Annotated in this window: 19 protein-coding genes and 1 riboswitch; of the genes, 13 read left to right on the top strand and 6 right to left on the bottom strand. The window is 71.2% G+C overall.

Annotated features, from left to right (window positions below; genetic code table 11):
- Positions 1 to 175 precede the first annotated feature (175 nt).
- A complete protein-coding gene (locus K4S16_RS32755; protein WP_160161108.1) occupies positions 176 to 823 on the top strand; it encodes a TetR/AcrR family transcriptional regulator in 648 nt (215 codons plus the stop codon).
- On the opposite strand, the gene K4S16_RS32750 is transcribed toward K4S16_RS32755, so the two are convergent.
- Positions 820 to 1,434 carry a MarR family winged helix-turn-helix transcriptional regulator gene (locus K4S16_RS32750; protein ID WP_149262947.1) on the bottom strand — a complete coding sequence of 205 codons (615 nt, stop codon included), beginning with the start codon at positions 1,432 to 1,434 and terminating at the stop codon, positions 820 to 822. The two genes, K4S16_RS32755 and K4S16_RS32750, sit on opposite strands and share 4 nt — an antisense overlap.
- A gap of 334 nt (positions 1,435 to 1,768) precedes the next feature.
- Between K4S16_RS32750 and K4S16_RS32745 the strand changes: the two genes are divergently transcribed.
- Together K4S16_RS32745 and otsB are read left to right on the top strand one after the other, a co-directional pair.
- Positions 1,769 to 2,107 carry a DUF3263 domain-containing protein gene (locus K4S16_RS32745; protein WP_149262946.1) on the top strand — a complete coding sequence of 113 codons (339 nt, stop codon included), beginning with the start codon at positions 1,769 to 1,771 and terminating at the stop codon, positions 2,105 to 2,107.
- Positions 2,108 to 2,126: 19 nt separating this feature from the next.
- Positions 2,127 to 2,948, top strand: coding sequence for a trehalose-phosphatase (gene otsB / locus K4S16_RS32740; protein ID WP_149262945.1), 822 nt, complete (start codon positions 2,127 to 2,129; stop codon positions 2,946 to 2,948).
- Between the two features lie 573 nt (positions 2,949 to 3,521).
- On the opposite strand, the gene K4S16_RS32735 is transcribed toward otsB, so the two are convergent.
- Positions 3,522 to 3,743 (bottom strand): hypothetical protein, encoded by a 222-nt coding sequence (locus K4S16_RS32735; RefSeq protein WP_149262944.1) that lies wholly within the window; start codon positions 3,741 to 3,743, stop codon positions 3,522 to 3,524.
- 82 nt (positions 3,744 to 3,825) lie between these two features.
- On the opposite strand from K4S16_RS32735, the gene K4S16_RS32730 reads away from it, so the two are divergent.
- Complete coding sequence (locus K4S16_RS32730) at positions 3,826 to 4,629, top strand: hypothetical protein (protein WP_149262943.1); 804 nt, start codon at positions 3,826 to 3,828, stop codon at positions 4,627 to 4,629.
- Between the two features lie 51 nt (positions 4,630 to 4,680).
- On the opposite strand, the gene K4S16_RS32725 is transcribed toward K4S16_RS32730, so the two are convergent.
- Together K4S16_RS32725 and K4S16_RS32720 are read right to left on the bottom strand one after the other, a co-directional pair.
- Positions 4,681 to 5,274, bottom strand: coding sequence for a PadR family transcriptional regulator (locus K4S16_RS32725; RefSeq protein ID WP_149262942.1), 594 nt, complete (start codon positions 5,272 to 5,274; stop codon positions 4,681 to 4,683).
- Between the two features lie 177 nt (positions 5,275 to 5,451).
- Entirely contained in the window at positions 5,452 to 7,374 is a 1,923-nt protein-coding gene (locus K4S16_RS32720; RefSeq protein WP_235037217.1) for a serine/threonine-protein kinase, read from the bottom strand.
- A 121-nt stretch (positions 7,375 to 7,495) separates the two neighbouring features.
- On the opposite strand from K4S16_RS32720, the gene K4S16_RS32715 reads away from it, so the two are divergent.
- Together K4S16_RS32715 and K4S16_RS32710 are read left to right on the top strand one after the other, a co-directional pair.
- Positions 7,496 to 8,047, top strand: a complete 552-nt coding sequence (locus K4S16_RS32715) for an RNA polymerase sigma factor (RefSeq protein WP_141578537.1) — start codon at positions 7,496 to 7,498, stop codon at positions 8,045 to 8,047.
- A gap of 87 nt (positions 8,048 to 8,134) precedes the next feature.
- Positions 8,135 to 9,163: a sulfotransferase gene (locus K4S16_RS32710; RefSeq protein WP_149262940.1), complete on the top strand. Its 1,029-nt coding sequence runs from the start codon at positions 8,135 to 8,137 to the stop codon at positions 9,161 to 9,163.
- A gap of 47 nt (positions 9,164 to 9,210) precedes the next feature.
- Here K4S16_RS32710 and K4S16_RS32705 read toward each other — a convergent pair whose 3' ends face one another.
- Positions 9,211 to 10,704, bottom strand: coding sequence for a trehalose-6-phosphate synthase (locus K4S16_RS32705; RefSeq protein ID WP_149262939.1), 1,494 nt, complete (start codon positions 10,702 to 10,704; stop codon positions 9,211 to 9,213).
- A 66-nt stretch (positions 10,705 to 10,770) separates the two neighbouring features.
- Positions 10,771 to 11,700, bottom strand: coding sequence for an RNA-guided endonuclease TnpB family protein (locus K4S16_RS32700; protein ID WP_149262938.1), 930 nt, complete (start codon positions 11,698 to 11,700; stop codon positions 10,771 to 10,773).
- Between the two features lie 308 nt (positions 11,701 to 12,008).
- On the opposite strand from K4S16_RS32700, the gene K4S16_RS32695 reads away from it, so the two are divergent.
- From K4S16_RS32695 to K4S16_RS32665, 7 genes are all read left to right on the top strand, one after another.
- Entirely contained in the window at positions 12,009 to 12,944 is a 936-nt protein-coding gene (locus tag K4S16_RS32695; RefSeq protein ID WP_160161107.1) for a cation diffusion facilitator family transporter, read from the top strand.
- Positions 12,945 to 13,039: 95 nt separating this feature from the next.
- A riboswitch (SAM riboswitch) is annotated at positions 13,040 to 13,181 on the top strand.
- Positions 13,182 to 13,197: 16 nt separating this feature from the next.
- Positions 13,198 to 14,442, top strand: coding sequence for a threonine synthase (gene thrC, locus K4S16_RS32690; protein ID WP_149262936.1), 1,245 nt, complete (start codon positions 13,198 to 13,200; stop codon positions 14,440 to 14,442).
- A gap of 15 nt (positions 14,443 to 14,457) precedes the next feature.
- On the top strand, positions 14,458 to 14,736 hold the full coding sequence (locus K4S16_RS32685) for a MoaD/ThiS family protein (RefSeq protein ID WP_149262935.1): 279 nt from the start codon (positions 14,458 to 14,460) through the stop codon (positions 14,734 to 14,736).
- A 296-nt stretch (positions 14,737 to 15,032) separates the two neighbouring features.
- Positions 15,033 to 16,016, top strand: a complete 984-nt coding sequence (locus K4S16_RS44610) for a hypothetical protein (protein ID WP_160161106.1) — start codon at positions 15,033 to 15,035, stop codon at positions 16,014 to 16,016.
- An 850-nt stretch (positions 16,017 to 16,866) separates the two neighbouring features.
- Positions 16,867 to 18,495: a chaperonin GroEL gene (gene groL, locus K4S16_RS32675; RefSeq protein WP_141578529.1), complete on the top strand. Its 1,629-nt coding sequence runs from the start codon at positions 16,867 to 16,869 to the stop codon at positions 18,493 to 18,495.
- Between the two features lie 397 nt (positions 18,496 to 18,892).
- On the top strand, positions 18,893 to 19,483 hold the full coding sequence (locus K4S16_RS32670) for a phospholipid scramblase-related protein (RefSeq protein ID WP_149262934.1): 591 nt from the start codon (positions 18,893 to 18,895) through the stop codon (positions 19,481 to 19,483).
- A 60-nt stretch (positions 19,484 to 19,543) separates the two neighbouring features.
- Positions 19,544 to 19,900 carry a hypothetical protein gene (locus tag K4S16_RS32665; protein ID WP_149262933.1) on the top strand — a complete coding sequence of 119 codons (357 nt, stop codon included), beginning with the start codon at positions 19,544 to 19,546 and terminating at the stop codon, positions 19,898 to 19,900.
- Positions 19,901 to 20,383 lie beyond the last annotated feature (483 nt).

Raw genomic sequence — 20,383 nt, 5'->3', positions numbered from 1 at the left:
AACTCCCTCGCTGTATGCGGCCGTTGTCCGACGCCGTGGAGGCCAAGGTCACAGCGCGGCATCGTCAACGAATGGCTTGGCTGCCTTGGCGGAATTCGCAGCCCCTGACTGTACGGCCTTGGGTCCGGCGTCGCGGCACCCACCTAGCCTGGAGGGACGTGGATCGAGACAGGAAGTGAGTGATGTGCCCCATCCCGACGGCAAGGCGAAGGATGACCGGGTGTTCACTGTGGCCGTGAGGCTGCTCAGTGAACTTGGGTACGACGGCGTCACCAACAGGATGATCGCCGATGCCGCGGGTGTCGGTGTGGAGACGGTGGTCGAGCGCTACGGTGGCAAACACGCCCTTTACCTGACCGTATTCAAGCGCGCTCTGCAGCGGCGCATCGACTGGGTGCAAGCGGTTGAGGCCGTCTACACGCCGGATCTCGACGGTTTCACCCGGCTGCTCGACACGTACCTTGACCTTGCCATGGAGACCCCGGAGCTCGGGGCCTTCTGGATGCAGCGCTGGCTTTCCGACGCCAGCGACATCTCAGAACTGGAGCCCCTCTTCGGCGGGCCCTCATTCGGCCGGCTGGTCGAATTGGTGAGGGGCACTCTCGCCGACGACCTGGACGTCGGGATGGTCATGCGGACGTTCAGTTGGACCGTTCTCGCCTTCTCCCAGCGCGGCCTCGTGGACACCGATGGGCGGCGTCGGGAACCCACTGATCCGGCCACGCTGCAAAGGTTCCGCGAGCACCTGCACGGGCTCGCCCGCCACGTCATAGCCCGTCCGGACGGGAGGGCGCACACCGTGATGCCGCCGCAGCAACCCTAGTCGGCTGCGGCCTCTTCGAAGATGCGGCCGATTCCGTCCGGGTACATCGGGGCCTGGACGGCGGCGTCGGCGAAGCGGGTGAGGAGGCGGGCGAACTCGGTGCGCTCCCGCTCCGACCAGCCGGACATCAGCTCGTCGAGGTAGGCGCGGCGGAACCGGTCGGAGACCTGCTTCACGCGCCGGCCGGCCTCGGTCAGCCCGAGGTTGGCGCGGCGCGCGTCCACGGGGGAGGGGCGCCGTGACACCAGGCCGGCGTCGATGGCGTGCCCGACGAGGCGGCTGGCCGTGGAGGGGTCGATCTCAAGGCGTTCCGCGACCGCGCCGACCGTGGGTTCGCAGGACGGTTCGTCCGAAGGCCCGCAGTCGGTGAGCGCGGCGACCGCGTTCACCACCATCAGGTTCGACAGTTGCAGCGGGCGCCCGTCCGTCGCGGCGGACGTCTGGGCGCGGATGCGCTTCACGAGGTCGGGCTTGGCCCAGACGCGGCGCAGATGGAACAGCGCGGTCGCGATATCGGTGAGCACGCCGTCGGCGGGGGGTTCGGGAAGGCTCCCGTCCCGGGGCGCGGCCCGCTCGGCGGTCCGTCCCGTGGCGGAGGTCTCCGTCGCCATGCAAGGTCTCCGTTCCGTGGTCGCCGTCTCAGGCGCCGGACGCTGCTGATCACCCACTCTAACGGATGTAGAGTACATATTTTTGGCGGCGCGCCGGGGCGGCGTTGCCACTGGGACACACGGAGCGAAAGAGCCCCAGGTGAACGGGGATGTGATGCACTGAAGCACCGGCGTCCGTTCCCCGGGATCCGCCGGAACTTGTCGGCTCGGACGCGTAGCATGGCTCCCGCCCGAACCCGGACGACCCGGGATCAGTAACCACAGAGGGGACCTGATGCGAGCGGCGAACGCCCCCGGTGACCCCCGCGGTGACGTCCCCCCGCAGGACAGAACCATGGACGATGGTCAACCCCCGCGACCTCTGACCGAACCAGGCGCCGCCGAGGGCGAGGACGGGGCGGACGACGCCGCGTTCCGCGCCGACGGGCTGTCCGAGCGCGACCGCCGCATCCTCGCGTTCGAGCGGCAGTGGTGGAAGTACGCCGGCGCCAAGGAGCAGGCCATCCGCGAGACGTTCGACATGTCGGCGACGCGGTACTACCAGCTCCTGAACATCCTGATCGACCGGCCCGAGGCGCTCGAGTGCGACCCGATGCTCGTCAAGCGCCTGCGCCGGATGCGGACACAGCGGCAACGCAGCCGTGCCGCGCGGCGACTCGGCATCCGGCCCTGACCTGACCAACACTGGTCAGGTGAACTCTCCCCGCTCTGCGACGGCCGTCGGCGCCGACGGCCTTGACGCCATCCGTGAGAACCCGACCGGGGCCGTGCTCGGCTTCGACTTCGACGGCACGCTGGCGCCGATCGTCCCCGATCCGGCCTCGGCCCGGGCGCATCCGGACGCCGCACCGGCCCTGGCCCGGCTGGCGCCGCTGGTCGGCTCGCTGCTGATCGTGACCGGACGTCCCGCCGCCGTGGCCGTCGAGTACGGCGGCTTCGAGGGCATCGACGGCCTCGTCGTCCTCGGCCAGTACGGCCTCGAACGCTGGGAGTCCGGCACGCTGACGGTGCCGGAGCCGCCGCCGGGCGTCGCCGAGGCCCGCGCGAAGCTGCCCGGCGTCCTGGCCGCCGCGGGCGCCCCGCCCGAGACGTTCGTCGAGGACAAGGGGCAGGCGCTCGCCGTCCACACCCGGCGGTGCGCCGAACCGCAGGTCGCGCTCGACCGGCTGCGCAGCATCCTCGCCGCGCTCGCCGAGCGGACGGGGCTGTCCGTGGAGCCGGGACGCTACGTCCTCGAACTGCGCCCGCCCGGCATGGACAAGGGGAAGGCGCTGCGCTCGTTCGTGGACGACCGCTCGCCCCGCCCCTCCGCCGTGCTGTTCGCCGGGGACGACCTCGGCGACCTGGCCGCGTTCGACGCCGTCGACGAGCTGCGCGCCGAGGGCGTGCCCGGCGTCCTGGTGTGCAGCGGCTCGACCGAGGTCACCGCGCTCGCCGACCGGGCGGACCTGGTGGTCGACGGCCCCGCCGGCGTGGTCGACCTCATCGGCTCGCTCGCCGACTCCCTCTCCTGACCCGTCCGTCCGCCTCCTGCGCCCCGGCCGGGACGCAGGGGGCGGACGACTTGTTGGCGAGGTGATAAGAACCACGTCCCGAGTTGTCGTTTCTCGCGAGACTCCGGGGGCCGTTGTGGAACCAGGGTCTAATTAGGCCAAAATATGGTGAATTGCGGTAGTGCGGGTTCACGGGGGAGCCGCACGACGGACATCGGGAGGCTAGACGGTGGACACGGAGCCGGGACTTCCGCGCCGTCCGGGCGACATCAGGCACACGCCCTCCCAGGGCATCCCGAGGGCCACGCCCCGGGAAGGCACGCCCGTCCAGCCACCGGGCGCCCAGACCCCGTCGGGCGTCCCCATCCCGCCGGACGCCCCGACACGTCCTATAGTCCACACCGCCCCGGCCGCGCCAGCCGCGCCGACCGCACCGGTCGCCCCGACTACGCCGCCCGCGGCCCCCGTTCCGGCTGCGCCGGTAATGTCGGACGCGCCGCTGGCTCCACCCGGGCCGCTTGCGTCGACTGTTCCGCCCGCATTGGCCGTGCCGGGCGCGCCGGTTACGTCGGACGTGCCTCTGGCTTCGCCCGCTCAGCGCGCGTCAAATGTCCCGTCCGGGTCGTCTGTTCCGTCCGCGTCGGCCGTGCCGCCCGGCTCGGGCGTGCCGCCCGGCTCGGGCGTGCCGCCCGGCTCGGGCGTGCCGGGCGTACCCGATGTGCCGGTCGGGTCGGCTGTTCCGCTCGGCTCGGGTGTCCCGCCTGTGTCGTCCGAGCGGACCTCGCCGGGGGTGGCGGAGGGGGCGGTCGCGTCCAATGGGCAGGGGCCGCCTCGGGTGTGGGGGACGCCGCCGCGGTCGCAGCCGGATCCGCGGCTCGGCGGGTCGGAGTGGGCCGCCGTGCCCGAGGCGCAGGAGGCCTACTCCGAGCGCGAGGAGTGGTCGGCGCCGGGGCCGATGGGCGTCCGCGAGACCAGCGGCATCCAGGTGCGCCTCGGGTCGCGGGAGCGGGAGCGCGAGCGCAGGGAGCGGCGGCGCAAGGGGCGACGCAGCGGTCTGGTCGCGGCGGGCGTGCTCGTCCTGGCCGGACTGGTCACGGCAGGGCTCGTGCTGACGCCCGACTCCGGCGGCAAGGGCGGCGGGACGACGGCGGCCCCCGCGGCCGGGGAGCAGTCGCCGGGCGCCGCCAAGCTGCCGCCCGCGGGCTCGCCCATCACGGTCGGCACCGCCGACGGGTCCCGGTACAGGATCGCCGCGGTCACGTCCGGGATCAGCGACGGCGTGGTGACGACGTTCCAGTCCTCGCCGCCGTCCGGGACGTCGTTCCCCTACATCGAGTACATCCTCAGCAACCCGACCGGCCAGAAGGTCCTGCTCGACTTCCCCGGCGACGTGTTCGTCAGGCGCGACCTCGTCACGCCGGATGCACGGGGACGCTGCATGCCGCAGGCGGGCGTCCCCGAGACGATGTGCACGCCGCCGACCAACAGCCAGGTCGTGCGGCGGCTCGCGGGGGGCGCGCTGCTCGCGGGGGACGGCGGTGACAAGTACCTTCCGCCCGGCGCGGCGTACCTGGTCCGCGCGACGGTGGACGTCCCGGTCGACCGGCGCGTCAGGCGCTCGGACATGGGCCTGTACGTGTGGAAGCAGCTCTACATGGCCGACCGGCTCGCCAAGCAGGCGCCCTTCCCGAACGGAAAGTGAAACCGCCGTGGCCCTGTCGGCCACGGCGGTTCCGGTCGTCGTTCTCCGGGGTCACTCGGCTTCGGGGTCATCGGCGAGGATCCCGTAGAGGCGGCGGCGGGCATCGTTGACCACGTCCAGCGCGCGCGCCTTCTGCGCCTCGCTGCCCACGGCCATCACCTGCTGCAGGGCCCCCATCAGCTGGCCGATGGCCTCGCGCCCGCGCAGGACGTTCTCGCCGGCGGCCTCGGTGACCTCGTCCCAGGGGGCGGTGGTCTGCGCCGACGCCTCCTCGCGGCCGGCGTCGGTGAGGGAGAACAGCCGCTTGCCGCCCTGCTCCTCGCTGCTGACCAGGCCCTCGTCCTCCAGCATCTGGAGGGTCGGGTAGACCGAGCCGGGGCTCGGCCGCCAGACGCCGCCGGTGCGGCCGTCCAGCTCCTGGATCATCTCGTAGCCGTGCATCGGCCGCTCGGCCAGCAGGGCGAGCAGCGCCGCCCGGACGTTGCCGCGCCGGGTGCGCCGGCCGCGCCCACCGCGTCCGCGATGGCCGGGACCGAAGCCGGGCCCGGGGCCGCCTGGCCCCCACGGGCCGAACGGGTCGCCGCGGCGCCCCCGCTCCCTGGGGCCCCGGAAGCCGCCGCGCCCTCTCATCGTGTGCTCGTGCATCGCAGTCTCCTTATAGTGATCGGTTGCGATGTTTCAACGATATATCGGTGACGGGTCGCGATACAACAAATGTGACGTGAATCACTCCGATGCATGCCCGCCCTGAACGGAACCAGGCGCGGAGCGTTCGCCGCTCCGCGCCTGGTCGCGCGCTTCCGTACCGGTCAGGGCCCTGGATCAGGGGGCGGTGACCTTCAGGCTGTCGAGGATGTCCTTGGTGGCGTCGCGGTCGTCGGCCTCCTTGACGCGGATCCACAGGCCGAACTTGCCGGCCTTGTCCTTCAGGCCGACCTCGGTGACCGACGGCGTGCCCGCCTTGCAGGCGGTGTAGCGGGTGATCGTCCCGCTGAGGGCGCCGTCCGGCGTGGTGTAGTTCTCCGGCGCGGCCTTCGTGCACTGCGCGTGGCCGGCCGCGTTCGGCGGCGGAAGCTGCCCGGGACGCAGGTCGGTGGTCACGCCGATGAACACGCCGGGGCCCTTGCCGTTGCCGAGGAAGGCGGCCTTGTCGGGCGTCGCGCGCAGCACCGGCCGCGGCTGGCCGTCGGTTAGGCCGACGGCGGACGGCGTCCACGTCTGCTCCTGCTGCTTCGGCCACGCCTTCGGCACCGCGGCCTTGATCTTGCCCGCGTCGTCGGAGACGGCGACGAAGTCCTTCGGGATCGCCGACGTCTTCTTCTTGCCGTCCTTGCCTTCCTTGCCGTCGCCCCCGGAGAACATCATGCCGAGCGCCAGCCCGCCGATCACCGCGACCACCAGCACGACCGCCGTGATGATCAGCGGTGTGGCGAACTTCTTCGGCGCGCCGCCGCCGCGCTGCCCGCCCTGCCCGCCGCCCTGGACCGGCCCGGGGGGCGGAGGCTGGAAACCGGTGGGCGGCGGCCCGTAGGGCTGCTGGCCGCCGGGGCCCATCTGCTGCATCGGGGCGCCCTGCTGGGGGCCGTTCTGCGGCGGCTGTGTCGGGAACACGGCCGTCTTGCCGTCGTCCGCCGGCTGCGCCTGCGGCTGGGCCTGGTAGGCGATCGTCCGGTCGTTGTCGTTGTCCGGGGCGGTGGGCCGCTCCGGCTGCCCGAACGGGGCGGCGCGCCCGCCGGGCCGGTCGACGACCGTCACCTCGTCGGAGGACGGAGCGGGCGGGACGTTCATCTCGGACGTGTGGAGGTCGTCCTCGCCGGGCTGGTCGAACCGGGTGCGCATGTCCGCCGGGGCGCCCTGGGCCGCCGGGGCGGGCTGGGCGGGACCGGGCTGCGGGACCGGCCGCGGCTGCTGCTGCTGGAGCTGGACGCCGTCGTGGTAGAAGTCCTGGACGGTCGCGTCGGCGTCGATCTGCGGCGCCGGCGACGAGGACGCCGCGGGGACGGGCGCCGGCGTGCCCGCGGACGTCGGCCGCAGCGTGGACAGCGCCTCCGCGAACGCCTCGGCGGTCGGCCACCGCTTCTCCCGCTCGACCTCCAGCGCCCGCAGGATCACCTGGTCGAACGCGGGGGACAGCCCCTCGCGCAGCTCGCTCGGCGCCTTCTTCACCGGCGCCGGGCCCGGGGCCCGCCCGGTGAGCATGTGGTACGTCAGCGCGCCGAGGCCGTAGACGTCCGCGCGGACGTCGAGCCCGCCGCCGAACCGCGCCTGCTCGGGCGACATGTACCCGGGGGTGCCGACCGGGAGGGTGAACGCCCCGGACGCGTGCGCGAGCGCCTTGGCGAGGCCGAGGTCGGCGATGAGCAGCTTCTCGCCGCCGTCCGGCGTCGACTGGAAGAGCACGTTGGACGGCTTCAGGTCGCGGTGGATGACGCCCAGCGTGTTGATCACCTCGACGCCGTAGGCGATCTGCTCGGCGAGCGCCACGGCCTCGCTGACCGGAAGTGGCCGTTCGCGCATGCGGTCGCCGAGCGTTCCGCGGTCCGCGTACGACATCACGAAGTAGGGACGCCCGTCAGGCAGCTCGCCGATGTCGTGGACGCGCACGAGCCGCTCGGAGTCGGCGCGGCGCAGGATCCGGGCCTCCTCCAGGAACCTGTTGCGCACGTCCAGATCGTCGATCAGGCTGCCGTTCAGGACCTTTATGGCGACCTGGGACTCGAGGGCGTCGTCGTGCCCCAGCCACACAGAGGCGAACGCCCCCGAACCCAGGACGCGATCGATTCGGTAACGGCCTACTGATGGTGGGAAAGACACTCCCGTATCATCCCAACAACGGGGTGAGCGCGCGAACGAGCATTGAGGCGGCATGGCATTCGACGAGAGGACCGAGGAGCTGGCGGTGAAGGCCGCGCAGGGCGACCAGGGCGCCCTGAACGAGCTTCTCCGCAGGATCGAGCCGGACGTGCTGCGGCACAGTTCCCGGTTCCTGCCCTGCCGGCAGGACGCCGAGGAGGCATGCCAGGACGCGCTGCTCCAGGTCGCGCGGAACATCCACCGGTTCGAGGGCCGGTCGCGGTTCAGCACCTGGCTGCACGTCGTCGTCGCCAACTCCGCGCGCTCCACCTACCGGTCGCTGAAGCGGCGCTCGGTCGAGCAGGCGGGCGAGCTTCCGCAGCAGCGCCCCGACCCGCGCCGGACCAGCGTCATCGCCGGGTCCCGCGTCGACATCCTCGACGCCATGGAGGACCTGGAGGCCCGCAAGCCCGACCTCATCCAGGCCCTCGTGCTGCGGGACGTCTCGCAGCTGGAGTACGCGGAGATCGCCGAGCAGCTCAAGCTGCCGCTCGGCACGGTCAAGTCCCGCATCCACGAGGCGCGCAAGCAGGTCAGGCAGACGCTCGGCGAGTCCTACACGTGACCCCGCCCGTCAAAGGTGGGTAAGCGGACAGCAACGGTGCGTGCATAGCCAGGGCCCCGCACCGGGGCGCTGCACCAGCATGCGTGCATGTCACCAGGACCGGCGCTCCGCCACGACCGCCCGATCTTCGTCTTCGGCTGCCCGCGCTCGGGGACGACGCTGCTGCGGCTGATGCTGCACTCGCACGCCCGCATCGCGATCCCGGCGGAGACCAAGTTCGTCCTGCCCGTCTATACGGCGCGGTGCGATTTCGGTGACCTCCGGGACAGCAAGAACAGGCGGGCGCTCGCGGAGTGGATCGCCAGGGAGCGGTTCACCAGGGTGCGGACGCTCGGCATCGACGCGGACGGGCTCATCGACGAGATCGTCAACGGTCCGCCGACGCTCGGCTCCGCCGTCGGCACCGTCTTCCGCGCCTACGCCCGCCTGCACGGCAAGCCCCGCTGGGGCGACAAGCGCCCGAGCTACTCCCAGCACGTCGGCGCCCTGTTGCGGATGTTTCCCGACGCCCAGTTCGTCCACCTCGTCCGGGACGGCCGGGACTGCGTCGCGTCCCTCATGGAGATGCCCTGGTTCGACGCCGACATCCACCACGCCATCTCCGCCTGGCGGGAGACGATCGACCGCGGCCGCCGGCTCGCCGATCGCCTCGGCCCGGACTGCTACTACGAGCTGCAGTACGAGCGGCTCGTCACCGACCCCGCCGACGAGCTGACCCGGCTCTGCGGGTTCCTCGGCGAGGACTTCGACCCCGCGATGGTCCACCCGGAGGGCCTCGCGAAGCGGATCGTCCCGGCCGGCAAGCGATGGCACGGGCGGACGCACGACGCCGTCACCACCGACCGCGTCGGCTCCTGGGCCGAACGCCTCGACGCCTGGGAGATCAGTCTCGCCGAGGCCGCGTTCGGCGAGCGGCTCGCCGAGTACGGCTACGAGCCCAGCGGCCTGCCGAAGCCCGCCGCGGCCCACCTCGCCCGGTTCACCCGCACCGCCGCCCACCGCCGCATGGCCCAGAGCAAGGCCGCGCTCCGCGAACGCTGGAGGCAGCACCACGAGCCGAACCCGGTCGAGTGCCTCCTCCCCGCCGAACACACCGCCACCACCGCCGCCCCCTGACCGTCATTGCGGCGGGCGAGACCCCCACGCCCCCAACCTGACCGTCGTCAGTCGAGGGCGGCCAGTTGGTCGGCGAACCAGCGTTGCGGGGGGAGGGCCGTCGCGGCCTCGGCCAGGCGGGCGCAGCGCTCGGCTCGCCGGGCGCGCGGCATGAGCAGGGCCTGGTGCAGGGTCTCGGCCGTCTGCGAGACGTCGTAGGGGTTGACCACCAGCGCGTCCTCGGACAGCTCCGCGGCCGCGCCCGCCTCTCGCGACAGCACCAGCGCGCAGCCGTGCCGAGACAGCACGGGCCCCTCCTTCGCGACCAGGTTCATCCCGTCGCGGATCGGGTTGACGAGCAGGACGTCGGCCAGGCCGTAGGCGGCGAGGGAACGCGGGTAGTCGTCGTTCACCTGCAGGATCAGCGGGTCCCAGTCGGCCGTGCCGAACTCCTCGGAGATCTGCCCGGCTATGCGCTCGACGGCCGCGGTGTAGTCCCGGTACTCGGGCAGGTCGTAGCGGGACGGGTAGGCGAACGCCAGGTGCACCACGCGGCCGCGCCACTCGGGATGGTTGACGAGCATCTCCCGGTAGGCGGCGAGCCCGCGCACGATGTTCTTGGACAGCTCCGTCCGGTCGATCCGCACGATGAGCTGCCGGTCGCCGACCTGCTCCCGCAGCGCGCGCGCCCGTTCGACGACGTCCTGCTCGGCGGCGCGCCGGCGCAGCGCCGGGCCGTCGACGCCGAGACCGTGCACGCCCACGCGCGTGGTGTGGCCCGAGCAGGTGACGGTGCGGGCCACGCGGTCGACGCGCGCGCCCGGCAGCAGTTCGCAGCAGTCGAGGAACGCCGACGCCCACCGCTCGGTGAGGAAGCCGGCGTGGTCCGCGCCGAGGATGCCGAGCAGGACCTGCGCGCCGATGTCGTCGGGGAGCAGCCTGAAGTACTCCGGAGGCGCCCACGGCGTGTGGGAGAAGTGCACGATCTTCAGGTCGGGACGCCGGTCGCGCAGCATCCGCGGGGCGAGCGAGAGGTGGTAGTCCTGGATCGCCGCCTTCGCGCCCGGGGCGGCGTCGCGGGCGAGGGCGTCGGCGAAGGCCGCGTTGTACGCCTCGTAGGACTGCCAGTCGCGCCGGGCGCGCGCGTCGAAGTGCGGGCTGCGCGGCGTGTCGTACAGCAGGTGGTGGACGAACCACAGCGTCGAGTTGGCCACGCCGTTGTACGCGCGGTCGAACGTGGCTGCCGGGATGTCGAGCATCCGCACCGCGGCCCCGCCGGTCTCGTATCCGGCGAGGTCGAGGCGGCCGTCCGGGGAGCGGCGCGCGGCCGTGCGGTCGGCCTCGCCGAGGCTCGCGCACACCCACAGCACGTCCGCGTCCCCGGCGGACGGCTCCGGCGACGTCCCGGCCGGACGCGGCGGACCGGGGTCGCGCGGGGCGCCCGTGACGGCGGCGAGGCCCGACACCAGCCCGCCGCCCCCGCGCCGCATGGTGAGCCCGCCGTCGTCCGACAGCGAGAACGACACCGGCCCCCGGTTCGAGGCCACCAGCACTTGGCTCATACGGGAAGGGTCTCAGTTGGGACCGAGGCACATCAAAGTGACCCGCGAGTTGACATCCTCTTCGCCCTAAGGGACGGAGATTCCCTCCACGCTGCGCGTGGAATGCACGGCGTCCGGGTGGGTTCCCGCTTCGTTGTGCGCTGCCGGGACGAGTCCCGGTCTTACGTGCGCTCCACGGGCGTTGAGGTCCTCCTGTCCAGCGGCCCTGATATTCCTGGCCAGCCGGGTCCGGCCCAGACCGGTCACGCACAGGTCCTCGGCGTACACCGCTTGGTTCTCGCGGATGATCTGCGTCGAGAGCTTGTGCTGCCAGTCCCGCCGGGTGTCGGCCACCCGCGCATGGGCGCGGGCGACCTTGACGACGGCCTTCTTGCGGTTCTGGCTCCCGCGCTGCTTGCGCGCGAGGGCTTGTTGCAGCCGCTTGAGCTTGCGGGCGGCGCGCCGCAGGAACTTCGGCGCGGCCACCTTCGTGCCGTCCGACAGCACCGCGAAGTGCCTCAGACCCAGATCGATGCCCACCTCCGACTCCACCGTCGGCAACGGCTCGTCGGTCACCTGCACCACGAACGAGGCGAAATACCGCCCGGCCGCATCCTTGATGATCACCACGCTCGACGGGCCGGGGGCAGGGCCGCGCGACCAGCGGACAGCCAGATCCCCGATCTTCGGCAACCGCAGGCGGCCGTTGTCGAGGACCTTGAAGCGGGAGTTCCTGGTGAACCTGATCGCCTGCCGGTTGTCCTTGCGCGAGCGGTACCGGGGCGGGGCCACCGACGACACCTCGCCCAGCCACGCCCGTTCCGGGGTCGCCTTGGCCTGCGTGATGATCCGCTTGGACAACTCGGCGTCCGAGATGTACGGCAAGCCCTGCTCGCGGGCCTGCTGCCGTGCGCGCAGCCCGTCGTTGAACACCACCCGTGCGCACCCGAACGCCCTCGCCAGCTCGATCTGCTGACCAGGCGTTGGATACATACGGTAGTTGTAACGTAACTGCACACCCGCACCGTACCGGTCCATGACCGAACCCGAAGGCATACGCACCGACAGAGACCGCGTCGTTGCGATGCACGTCCACCTGGTCTTCGTAACGAGGTTCCGGCACAGGTGTTCGCCGACCGGTACCTGGCCCGGATGGAGCGATCATGCGGGACGTGCACTGCCCGGGCCTTGGCGCCCCTCCCAGCGCGGGCCTTCACCCCCGGCCTGAAGACCGGAGCACTGGCCCGCATTCCGGTAGCCCGCATCGCCCGCGCTGCCGCCCGTTTCGCCCGGTTAGTCATTCTCCCAGGGGGTACCCGGTCGCCATGAGCAAGTCCGAGACGACGAAAACCGTGCTCGTCGCCGGTGCCGCGAACCTCATCCTCGCGATCACGAAGCTGGTCGCCGGCCTGCTGGCCGGGTCCAGCGCCATGCTCGCGGAAAGCGCGCACTCGGTGGCGGACACCCTCAACCAGGGCTTCCTCTTCGCCTCGCTCCGGCGCAGCGAGCGGCCCCCCGACAAGCGCCACCCCTTCGGCTACGGCAACGAGCGGTACGTGTGGTCGCTGCTCGCCGCGTTCGGCATCTTCGTGGCCGGCGCGGGGTTCTCGATCTTCGAGGGCGTCCTGACCATGACGGGCCACGGCGGCACGGGGACGACGGTGTGGCTCGCCTACGCCGTCCTCGCCCTCGGCGCGGTGCTGGAGGGGACGTCCTGGATCCGCGCCTTCTACCAGGCCAGGAAGGAGACGCGCGAGAACGACCGCGACCTCGTCGAGCACGTCCGCAAGTCGCCCGACGTGACGTTCAAGACCGCGCTGTTCGAGGACACCGCGGCGATGGTCGGTCTGGCCCTCGCCGCAGGCGGGCTCGCGATGCGCCAGATCACCGGCTCGGAGTTCTGGGACGGGCTCGCGTCCGTCCTCATCGGACTGCTCCTCGTCGTCCTCGCCTTCGGGATCGGCCGCGAGAGCGTGGGCCTGCTCATCGGCCAGGCCGCCGACCCCGAGGCGCAGCGCACGATCCGCGCCGAGATCCTCGGCGCGCGGGGCGTGACCGGCGTGGACGAGCTGCTCACCATGCACTTCGGCCCCGAGCAGATCCTCGTCGCGGCCAAGGTCCACTTCTCCGACGCCATCAGCGCCGACGAGGCCGAGGACGTCGCCGGGGAGATCGACCGGCGGCTCCGGGAGTGCGTCCCGATCGTCAAGCACGTGTTCCTCGACCCGACCCAACGCGTGATCAAGAGCCCCGCCGGGTAACGTCTCAATCCCTGGACCCGCCTGTCTGGCATCCGGTCAGTTCATGTAAAGTCACGCATACGAGTTCATAGCGCTCGTGATCGACAACTTCATAACGCTCATCCAGAGGGGTGGAGGGACCGGCCCTGCGAAGCCCCGGCAACCACCCGGCTGAGGCGCGTCGCGATCCTGCGAAGGCCGGCCGGGAGATGGTGCCAACTCCGGCCTGCGACCAAGGTGGCGCAGGGAAGATGGGGAGAAAGGCCTCGCCCTCATGGCACTCACGCCTGCCACAGACCTCGGACCGGCTACCGCTCTCGTCTGCCGCGAATGCGGCTCGTCCCGCGACCTCGGGCCCTTCTACGCCTGCGAGGAGTGTTTCGGGCCCCTGGAGATCGCCTATGACTTCCAGGGCGTCACCCGGGACGCGATCGAGTCCGGGCCGCGGAACATCTGGCGCTACCGCGGGCTGCTGCCAGTCCCGGCCAACGTCGCCGACACCCCGAACACCGAGCCGGGCCTGACCCGCCTCGTCCGCGCCGACAACCTCGCGGAGAGCCTCGGCCTGCAGAGCCTGTGGGTGAAGGACGACAGCGGGAACCCGACCCACTCGTTCAAGGACCGCGTCGTCGCCGTCGCGCTCGCCGCCGCCCGCGAGCTCGGGTTCAAGGTGCTGGCCTGCCCGTCCACCGGGAACCTCGCCAACGCGGTCGCCGCCGCGGCCGCTCGCGCCGGGATCCGCAGCGCGGTGTTCGTCCCCTCGAACCTCGAGTCCCAGAAGATCATCACGACGGCCGTGTACGGCGGGACGTTCGTGACGGTCGACGGCAACTACGACGACGTCAACCGGCTCGCGTCCGAGATCGCCGGGGAGCAGGACGACTGGGCGTTCGTCAACGTCAACGTCCGCCCCTACTACGCCGAGGGCTCCAAGACGCTCGGCTACGAGATCGCCGAGCAGCTCGGCTGGCGGCTGCCGGACCAGATCGTCGTGCCGGTCGCGTCCGGCTCCCAGCTCACCAAGATCGACAAGGCGTTCCAGGAACTGATCAAGCTGGGGCTGGTGGAGGACAAGCCGTACCGCGTCTTCGGCGCCCAGGCCGCCGGGTGCGGCCCGGTCGCCACCGCGTTCAAGGCGGGCCACGACGTCATCCGCCCGGTGAAGCCCGACACGATCGCCAAGTCCCTCGCGATCGGCAACCCGGCCGACGGCCCCTACGTCCTGGACGTGACCCGCCGCACCGGCGGCGCCGTCGAGGACGTCACCGACGAGCAGGTCGTCGAGGGCATCCGGCTCCTCGCCCGCACCGAGGGCGTCTTCGGCGAGACCGCCGGCGGCGTCACCGTCGCGACCCTCCGCAAGCTCGTCGAGACCGGCGCCCTCGACCCGGGCGCCGAGACCGTGATCATCAACTCCGGGGACGGTCTGAAGACCCTGGACGCCGTCGCCCCGGTCGTCGCGCCGTCGGCGAACATCGCCCCGTCGCTGGAGGCGTTCCGCGCCGCGGGCCTCGCCTGAGAACGAAGGAGCAGCATGAGCAGCGTGTCCGTCCGTATCCCGACGATCCTGCGGACCTACACCGGTGGCGAGTCCGAGGTGAAGGCCGAGGGTGCCACCCTGCGCGCGGTCGTCGCCGACCTGGAGGCCAGCTACTCCGGCATCTCCGCCCGCATCCTGGACGACGCGGGCAAGATCCGCCGGTTCGTGAACGTCTACGTCGGCGATGAGGACGTCCGCTTCGCCGAGGGCCTCGACACCCCGACGCCCGAAGGCGCCCAGATCTCCATCATCCCCGCGGTGGCGGGCGGCTGACACAGTCCCCGCCCAAGCCCCGGCACGTCCCATCGTGCCGGGGCTTTTCCGTGCACGGGCGGCGAATTCGCGATTCTTCGGAACGCGGATGCCCCGGTGGATACCGAATTGGGCGGCTGTTCGCGCGGTCCGGCTAAACGCGCATGGATCAAGCTTTAGCGAGCGTCGGATTCCCGTCTCGGATCTTGATCATCGCCTCTCCGGCACTTGGTTTTCTCGCTGGTCACGCCCTGGAAGATTGTTCCCGGAGTGGCGCTCCCTGGGGCGCCGATCGGCATACGAGAGTGAGGAAAGGCATGAAGCGCATTTTGCGCACGATGGCCGTGACCGGGATAACGATGGGGGCGGCCGTCCTCGCGGCTCCCTCGGCCATGGCCGACATCAACTTCTACTCCGTGGAGAAGGCGTACCTCGGGCACAACGGCCCGACGTACGTCAGTGAGCACGGTCCGGGCGACCTGATGTACACCGACATCATCCGGTCTCCCAAGGCCGCGACGGCGATCGGGAACAAGCCGGTGAAGACCGGTAACATCACCACGAAGCTCCACGGCGGGAAGCACAACACGGCCGTCACCGGCGTCGAGGGCGCCGAGGAGGAGGCGACCAAGGTCGCCCTGGCCAAGGCCGCCGAGCACGAGGAGGCCGCCCCGCAGCAGCAGGCGGCTCCGCAGCAGCAGGCCGCTCCGCAGCAGGAGGCGGCTCCGCAGCAGGAGTCGCTGCAGGCCGCTCCGGAGCAGGACGCCCAGCAGGCCGCGCAGCAGCAGGACGCGCAGCAGGCCGCGCCCGAGCAGGACGCCCAGCAGGCCGCGCCTGAGCAGGACGCGCAGCAGGCCGCCCCGCAGCAGGACGCGGAGATGGCCGCGCAGCAGCAGGACGCGCAGCAGGCCGCGCCTGAGCAGGACGCGCAGCAGGCCGCCCCGCAGCAGGACGCGCAGCAGGCCGCGCCTGAGCAGGAGGCCCAGCAGAACGCTCCGGAGCAGCAGCAGGCCGACGCCGCTCCGCAGATGGCGCAGCGGCGGGCCGACAGGCCGGAGCCCCGGTCGGTGGACATCCACGCGGCCGAGAAGGCGGCCGTCGGTCAGAACGGCCACGTCCTCGTGGGTGAGAACGGCTCCGGCGACGCGGTGTTCACCAACCTCACCAAGTCGCCCCACTCGCTGGTCTTCGCCGGGAACAGCGCGACGATGACCGGCGACATCAACAGCCACATCCACGGCGGTAAGCGCAACACCGTGATCAACGCGGTGGCGGGCCCCGAGCAGGAGTCCGCCAAGTAGCGGACCGCGATTCCTGCGAGAGCACCCGAAGCACCACGGCCGCTCCGGCCCGGTCACGCATCGAAGCCGGAGCGGCCACCCATGTCCGGACCGTTTGCGGCGGCCCTTCGCCTGGGCCGAGAAGAAAATCCTCGCCGCGCGCCGAACTCCACGAAAGCGGCCCGCTGGGCCGCGGCAAGCACAGGCGATCGGGCCGCCGCAAACGCCGCCGCATTCCCCCGGAACGGCATCAGCGGACGCAACGGGCAAGGTCCTCCTAAAATCGTCCGCACGCATTTTCTCCGATTAAATGGCCCCCTCGGCCGCCGTCGACCAGAGCGGCGCCACCGTTCGGCCACGGCACCCGAAGTGGTCATTTCCTGGCGCCCCGGTTCGGCCGCGCTCGCGGCGGCCTCACCGATCAGTGAGACGTTGGTTGCCGCTGCCCCGCTCCTGAGTGCGCGCTGACGCCGCTGCTCCCCGGCACGCGGCCCTCGGCAGTGCCACGGTCGAGTGACAGGCCAGGAGCCTGCGGCTCCCGCGCTGATCCTCGGCATGACGGCCATCGTGAGGAGTGCCGCGATCCTGCACGGGTGACGGACGCGCGCCCGCGGTCCCACCGCTGGTCAGGGCGGGTTCGGGACGCCGGGGTGACACCTTCGGGCGAGGATGTGTGGCGCTTGCACTCGACGGGGTAGAGTGCTAAACAAACATTGGCACTCTGCTGTGGAGAGTGACAACTTCACACAGTCATGGGTCGGGGCGATGAGGCCTCAGGCCGGCGGCGGAATGGAAGTCGTCGGCGGGGCCGTCCGTCGCGGGCGTCGGCTCGATCCGTCTAAGCCACCTTGTTCCGGGAGGACTGGAGCCTATGGCTGCAAAGATGATCGCGTTCGACGAGGAGGCCCGCCGCGGTCTCGAGCGCGGCATGAACCAGCTCGCCGACGCCGTGAAGGTGACCCTTGGTCCCAAGGGCCGCAACGTCGTGCTGGAGAAGAAGTGGGGCGCCCCCACCATCACCAACGACGGCGTGTCGATCGCCAAGGAGATCGAGCTCGAGGACGCGTGGGAGAAGATCGGCGCGGAGCTCGTCAAGGAAGTAGCCAAGAAGACCGACGACGTCGCGGGTGACGGCACCACCACCGCCACCGTGCTGGCCCAGGCGCTGGTGCGCGAGGGTCTGCGCAACGTGGCCGCCGGCGCGAACCCGATGTCGCTGAAGCGGGGCATCGAGGCCGCGGTCGAGCGGGTGAGCGAGGAGCTGTCCAAGCTCGCCAAGGACGTGGAGACCAAGGAGCAGATCGCCTCCACGGCGTCCATCTCCGCGGGTGACCCGCAGATCGGCGAGATGATCGCCGAGGCGATGGACAAGGTCGGCAAGGAAGGCGTCATCACGGTCGAGGAGAGCCAGACCTTCGGTCTGGAGCTCGAGCTGACCGAGGGCATGCGCTTCGACAAGGGCTACATCTCGCACTACTTCGTGACCGACCCCGAGCGGATGGAGGCGGTCCTCGAGGACCCGTACATCCTGATCGTTCAGGGCAAGGCGTCGGCCAACAAGGACCTGCTGCCCGTCCTCGAGGGCGTCATGCAGTCCGGCAAGCCGCTGCTGATCATCGCGGAGGACGTCGAGGGCGAGGCCCTGGCCACCCTGGTCGTCAACAAGATCCGCGGCATCTTCAAGTCCGTCGCCGTGAAGGCGCCGGGCTTCGGCGACCGCCGCAAGGCCATGCTGGGCGACATCGCCACGCTGACCGGCGGCCAGGTCATCAGCGAGGACGTGGGTCTCAAGCTCGAGAACACCACGACCGAGATGCTGGGCCGCGCCCGCAAGGTCGTCATCACCAAGGACGAGACCACCATCGTGGACGGCGCCGGTGACGCCAACGAGATCGCGGGCCGGGTCAACCAGATCCGTACCGAGATCGACAACACCGACTCCGACTACGACCGCGAGAAGCTCCAGGAGCGCCTGGCCAAGCTCGCGGGCGGTGTCGCGGTCATCAAGGCCGGCGCCGCGACGGAGGTCGAGCTCAAGGAGCGCAAGCACCGCATCGAGGACGCCGTCCGCAACGCCAAGGCCGCGGTCGAGGAGGGCATCGTCCCCGGCGGTGGCGTGGCGCTGCTGCAGGCCGGCACCAAGGCGTTCGACAAGCTGGAGCTGTCGGGCGACGAGGCCACCGGTGCGAACATCGTCAAGCGCGCTCTCGAGGAGCCGCTGAAGCAGATCGCCGTCAACGCCGGCCTCGAGGGCGGCGTCGTGGTGGAGCGGGTCCGCAACCTGACCCCGGGCGAGGGCCTGAACGCCGCCACCGGCGAGTACGTCAACATGTTCGAGTCGGGCATCCTCGACCCGGCCAAGGTGACCCGGTCCGCGCTGCAGAACGCCTCGTCGATCGCCGCGCTGTTCCTGACCACCGAGGCCGTCATCGCCGAGAAGCCCGAGAAGAACCCGGCCCCGGCGGGCGGCATGCCCGACGCCGGCGGCATGGACTTCTGATCGGGTCCTCACGTCGCGCCTGCGGGTGTGAGTGAAAGGGGCGGTTCCTTCGGGGACCGCCCCTTTTGGCGTGCCATGGGGCCGAAGCCGGGCGGGGTGGACGCCATCGGGAGGGTGGAGATCCCGGCGTGGATGTCCGCGGCGATGGCCGGGTGCCGCCGGGGCGAAAGAAGAATGTTCCTCAGACGGTCACCTCGTCCGCACCGCCGCAGGTCAGTGGGCCGGGAACGCGGGGCGGCGGGTGCGGTGGGCCTGGCCGGGCGCGGAAAGTGCTTCCCCTGGGGGCCTGCCGTTGGCAGGATCGCCGCTTGGAAGGCATGCCGCGGAGGGTGCGGGCACGCCGGCAAGGTGAACAGTGAGGGCGGTCGCCGATGCGGCCGATGAGGCAGGAGAACGCGTGAGCGAAGTGTTCAGCTCCCCGGTGCTCAGGGTCGAACAGCCTCGCAGGGGACCGTTCGCCAAGTCGCGGTACAAGGTGCTGGACGGCGACGGGACCGTCCTCGCCATCGCGGCGCCGACCGAGGACCACGGCGACTCGGCGGTCATGCGCGGCCTGTTCCCCGGCAAGTCGAACCTCGATGCCCGGGCCGTCCTGCTGACGACGCCCGACGGCGAACCGCTGTACGTCGTGGACAAGCAGGCCGGCCGGGAGTACACCGAGGTCCTCCGGCCGGACGGGGAGCGGGTCGGTTCGTTCGTCACCGAAAGGGTGGGCCGCCGCTACGTCATCTACGACGACGGCGGGACGCACATCGGCACGGTCGAGGTGGACGTGCCGCGCAACAACTTCGAGGTGAAGGACCCCGACGGCGGCAAGGTGGCGCACGTGCGCAAGAAGTGGGCGGGGCTCGCCACGCACCTGCTGACGACGGCCGACAAGTACGCGGTGGAGATCACCGACCCCGTCCGGGAGCCGCTGCGGACGATGGCGGTCATGACGGCCATCGTCATGGACATGAACCTGCACGAGGCCAAAGAGATCACCTAACCCGGCGGCGGCCGCCCGGCGGGGGTTCCCGGCCGCCGCGAAGCGAGGTACGTTCCGTGCGTGCAGGCCATGTCCGAGCGTCCGAGCGGCTGGTGGATCTCGCCGGCCATTCCGACGATCGCGAACTGCGCGCTGGCCGTCCTCTGGGCCTTCTCGGCCCTCGGCGGGTGGGGCGACGCCGCCTTCTGCGGTGAGGGCGAGGGCTACGACCCGGGATGCGGCGCCGGTTTCGACGACGCCGTGCGGGTCTCGGCGCCCGTGGCCCTCATCGCCGTGGCCGTCGCTGTGACCGCCTGGTCGATGCCGGGTGTCCGGCGCAAGCCGCACCGGCTGGACGTGCTCCTCACCGCCGCGGCCTTCGCCTGGGTGATCGCCGAGGGGGTCCTGTTCGTCGGCGGCTACCTGGCCCAGTCCTGAGCCACGCCGAAGGGACGGCGTTGCCGAACAGAGACATCGGCCGCGTGAATGCGAAGTTCGAGTCCTGCGAGTGGGGTGAACCCGGGCAAAACCCGAGGTAGATCCGGCTCCGGAGTGGTCCCGGCGCGGACGGGCGGGGGAACCGGAGCCATTGACACGCGCGAGCCGGTTTGACGTTCCCTCGTCTTGGGCATACTGTTCACTTCGCCCCACGGGAGTGCGGGACGCCTGACGGCGGCCGGCCCGGGGGAACCAACCACGATCAAGCTGACGCGGCTTCGTCGCGCCTGCAACGTCGTGTTGGGTCGGAAAGGCTCGATTTTGACAATCGGACCGGATCTGATGAAATAGCTCCACCGCCCGGAAGGTGCCGCGCAAGCGGGATTGGAAAGGCGTATCGGAGAAGCCCGGAATTGACAGTCCGGACGGATCCGATAAAGTAAGGCGAGTCGCCCCGGAGCGGGAAACGCGAAAGCGGATCCA

The sequence above is a fragment of the Actinomadura sp. K4S16 genome (assembly GCF_008327685.1).
GTDB lineage: Bacteria > Actinomycetota > Actinomycetes > Streptosporangiales > Streptosporangiaceae > Spirillospora.
The sequence above is the reverse complement of the archived record's forward strand: the minus strand, read 5'-3'. Positions and strand labels throughout refer to the sequence as shown.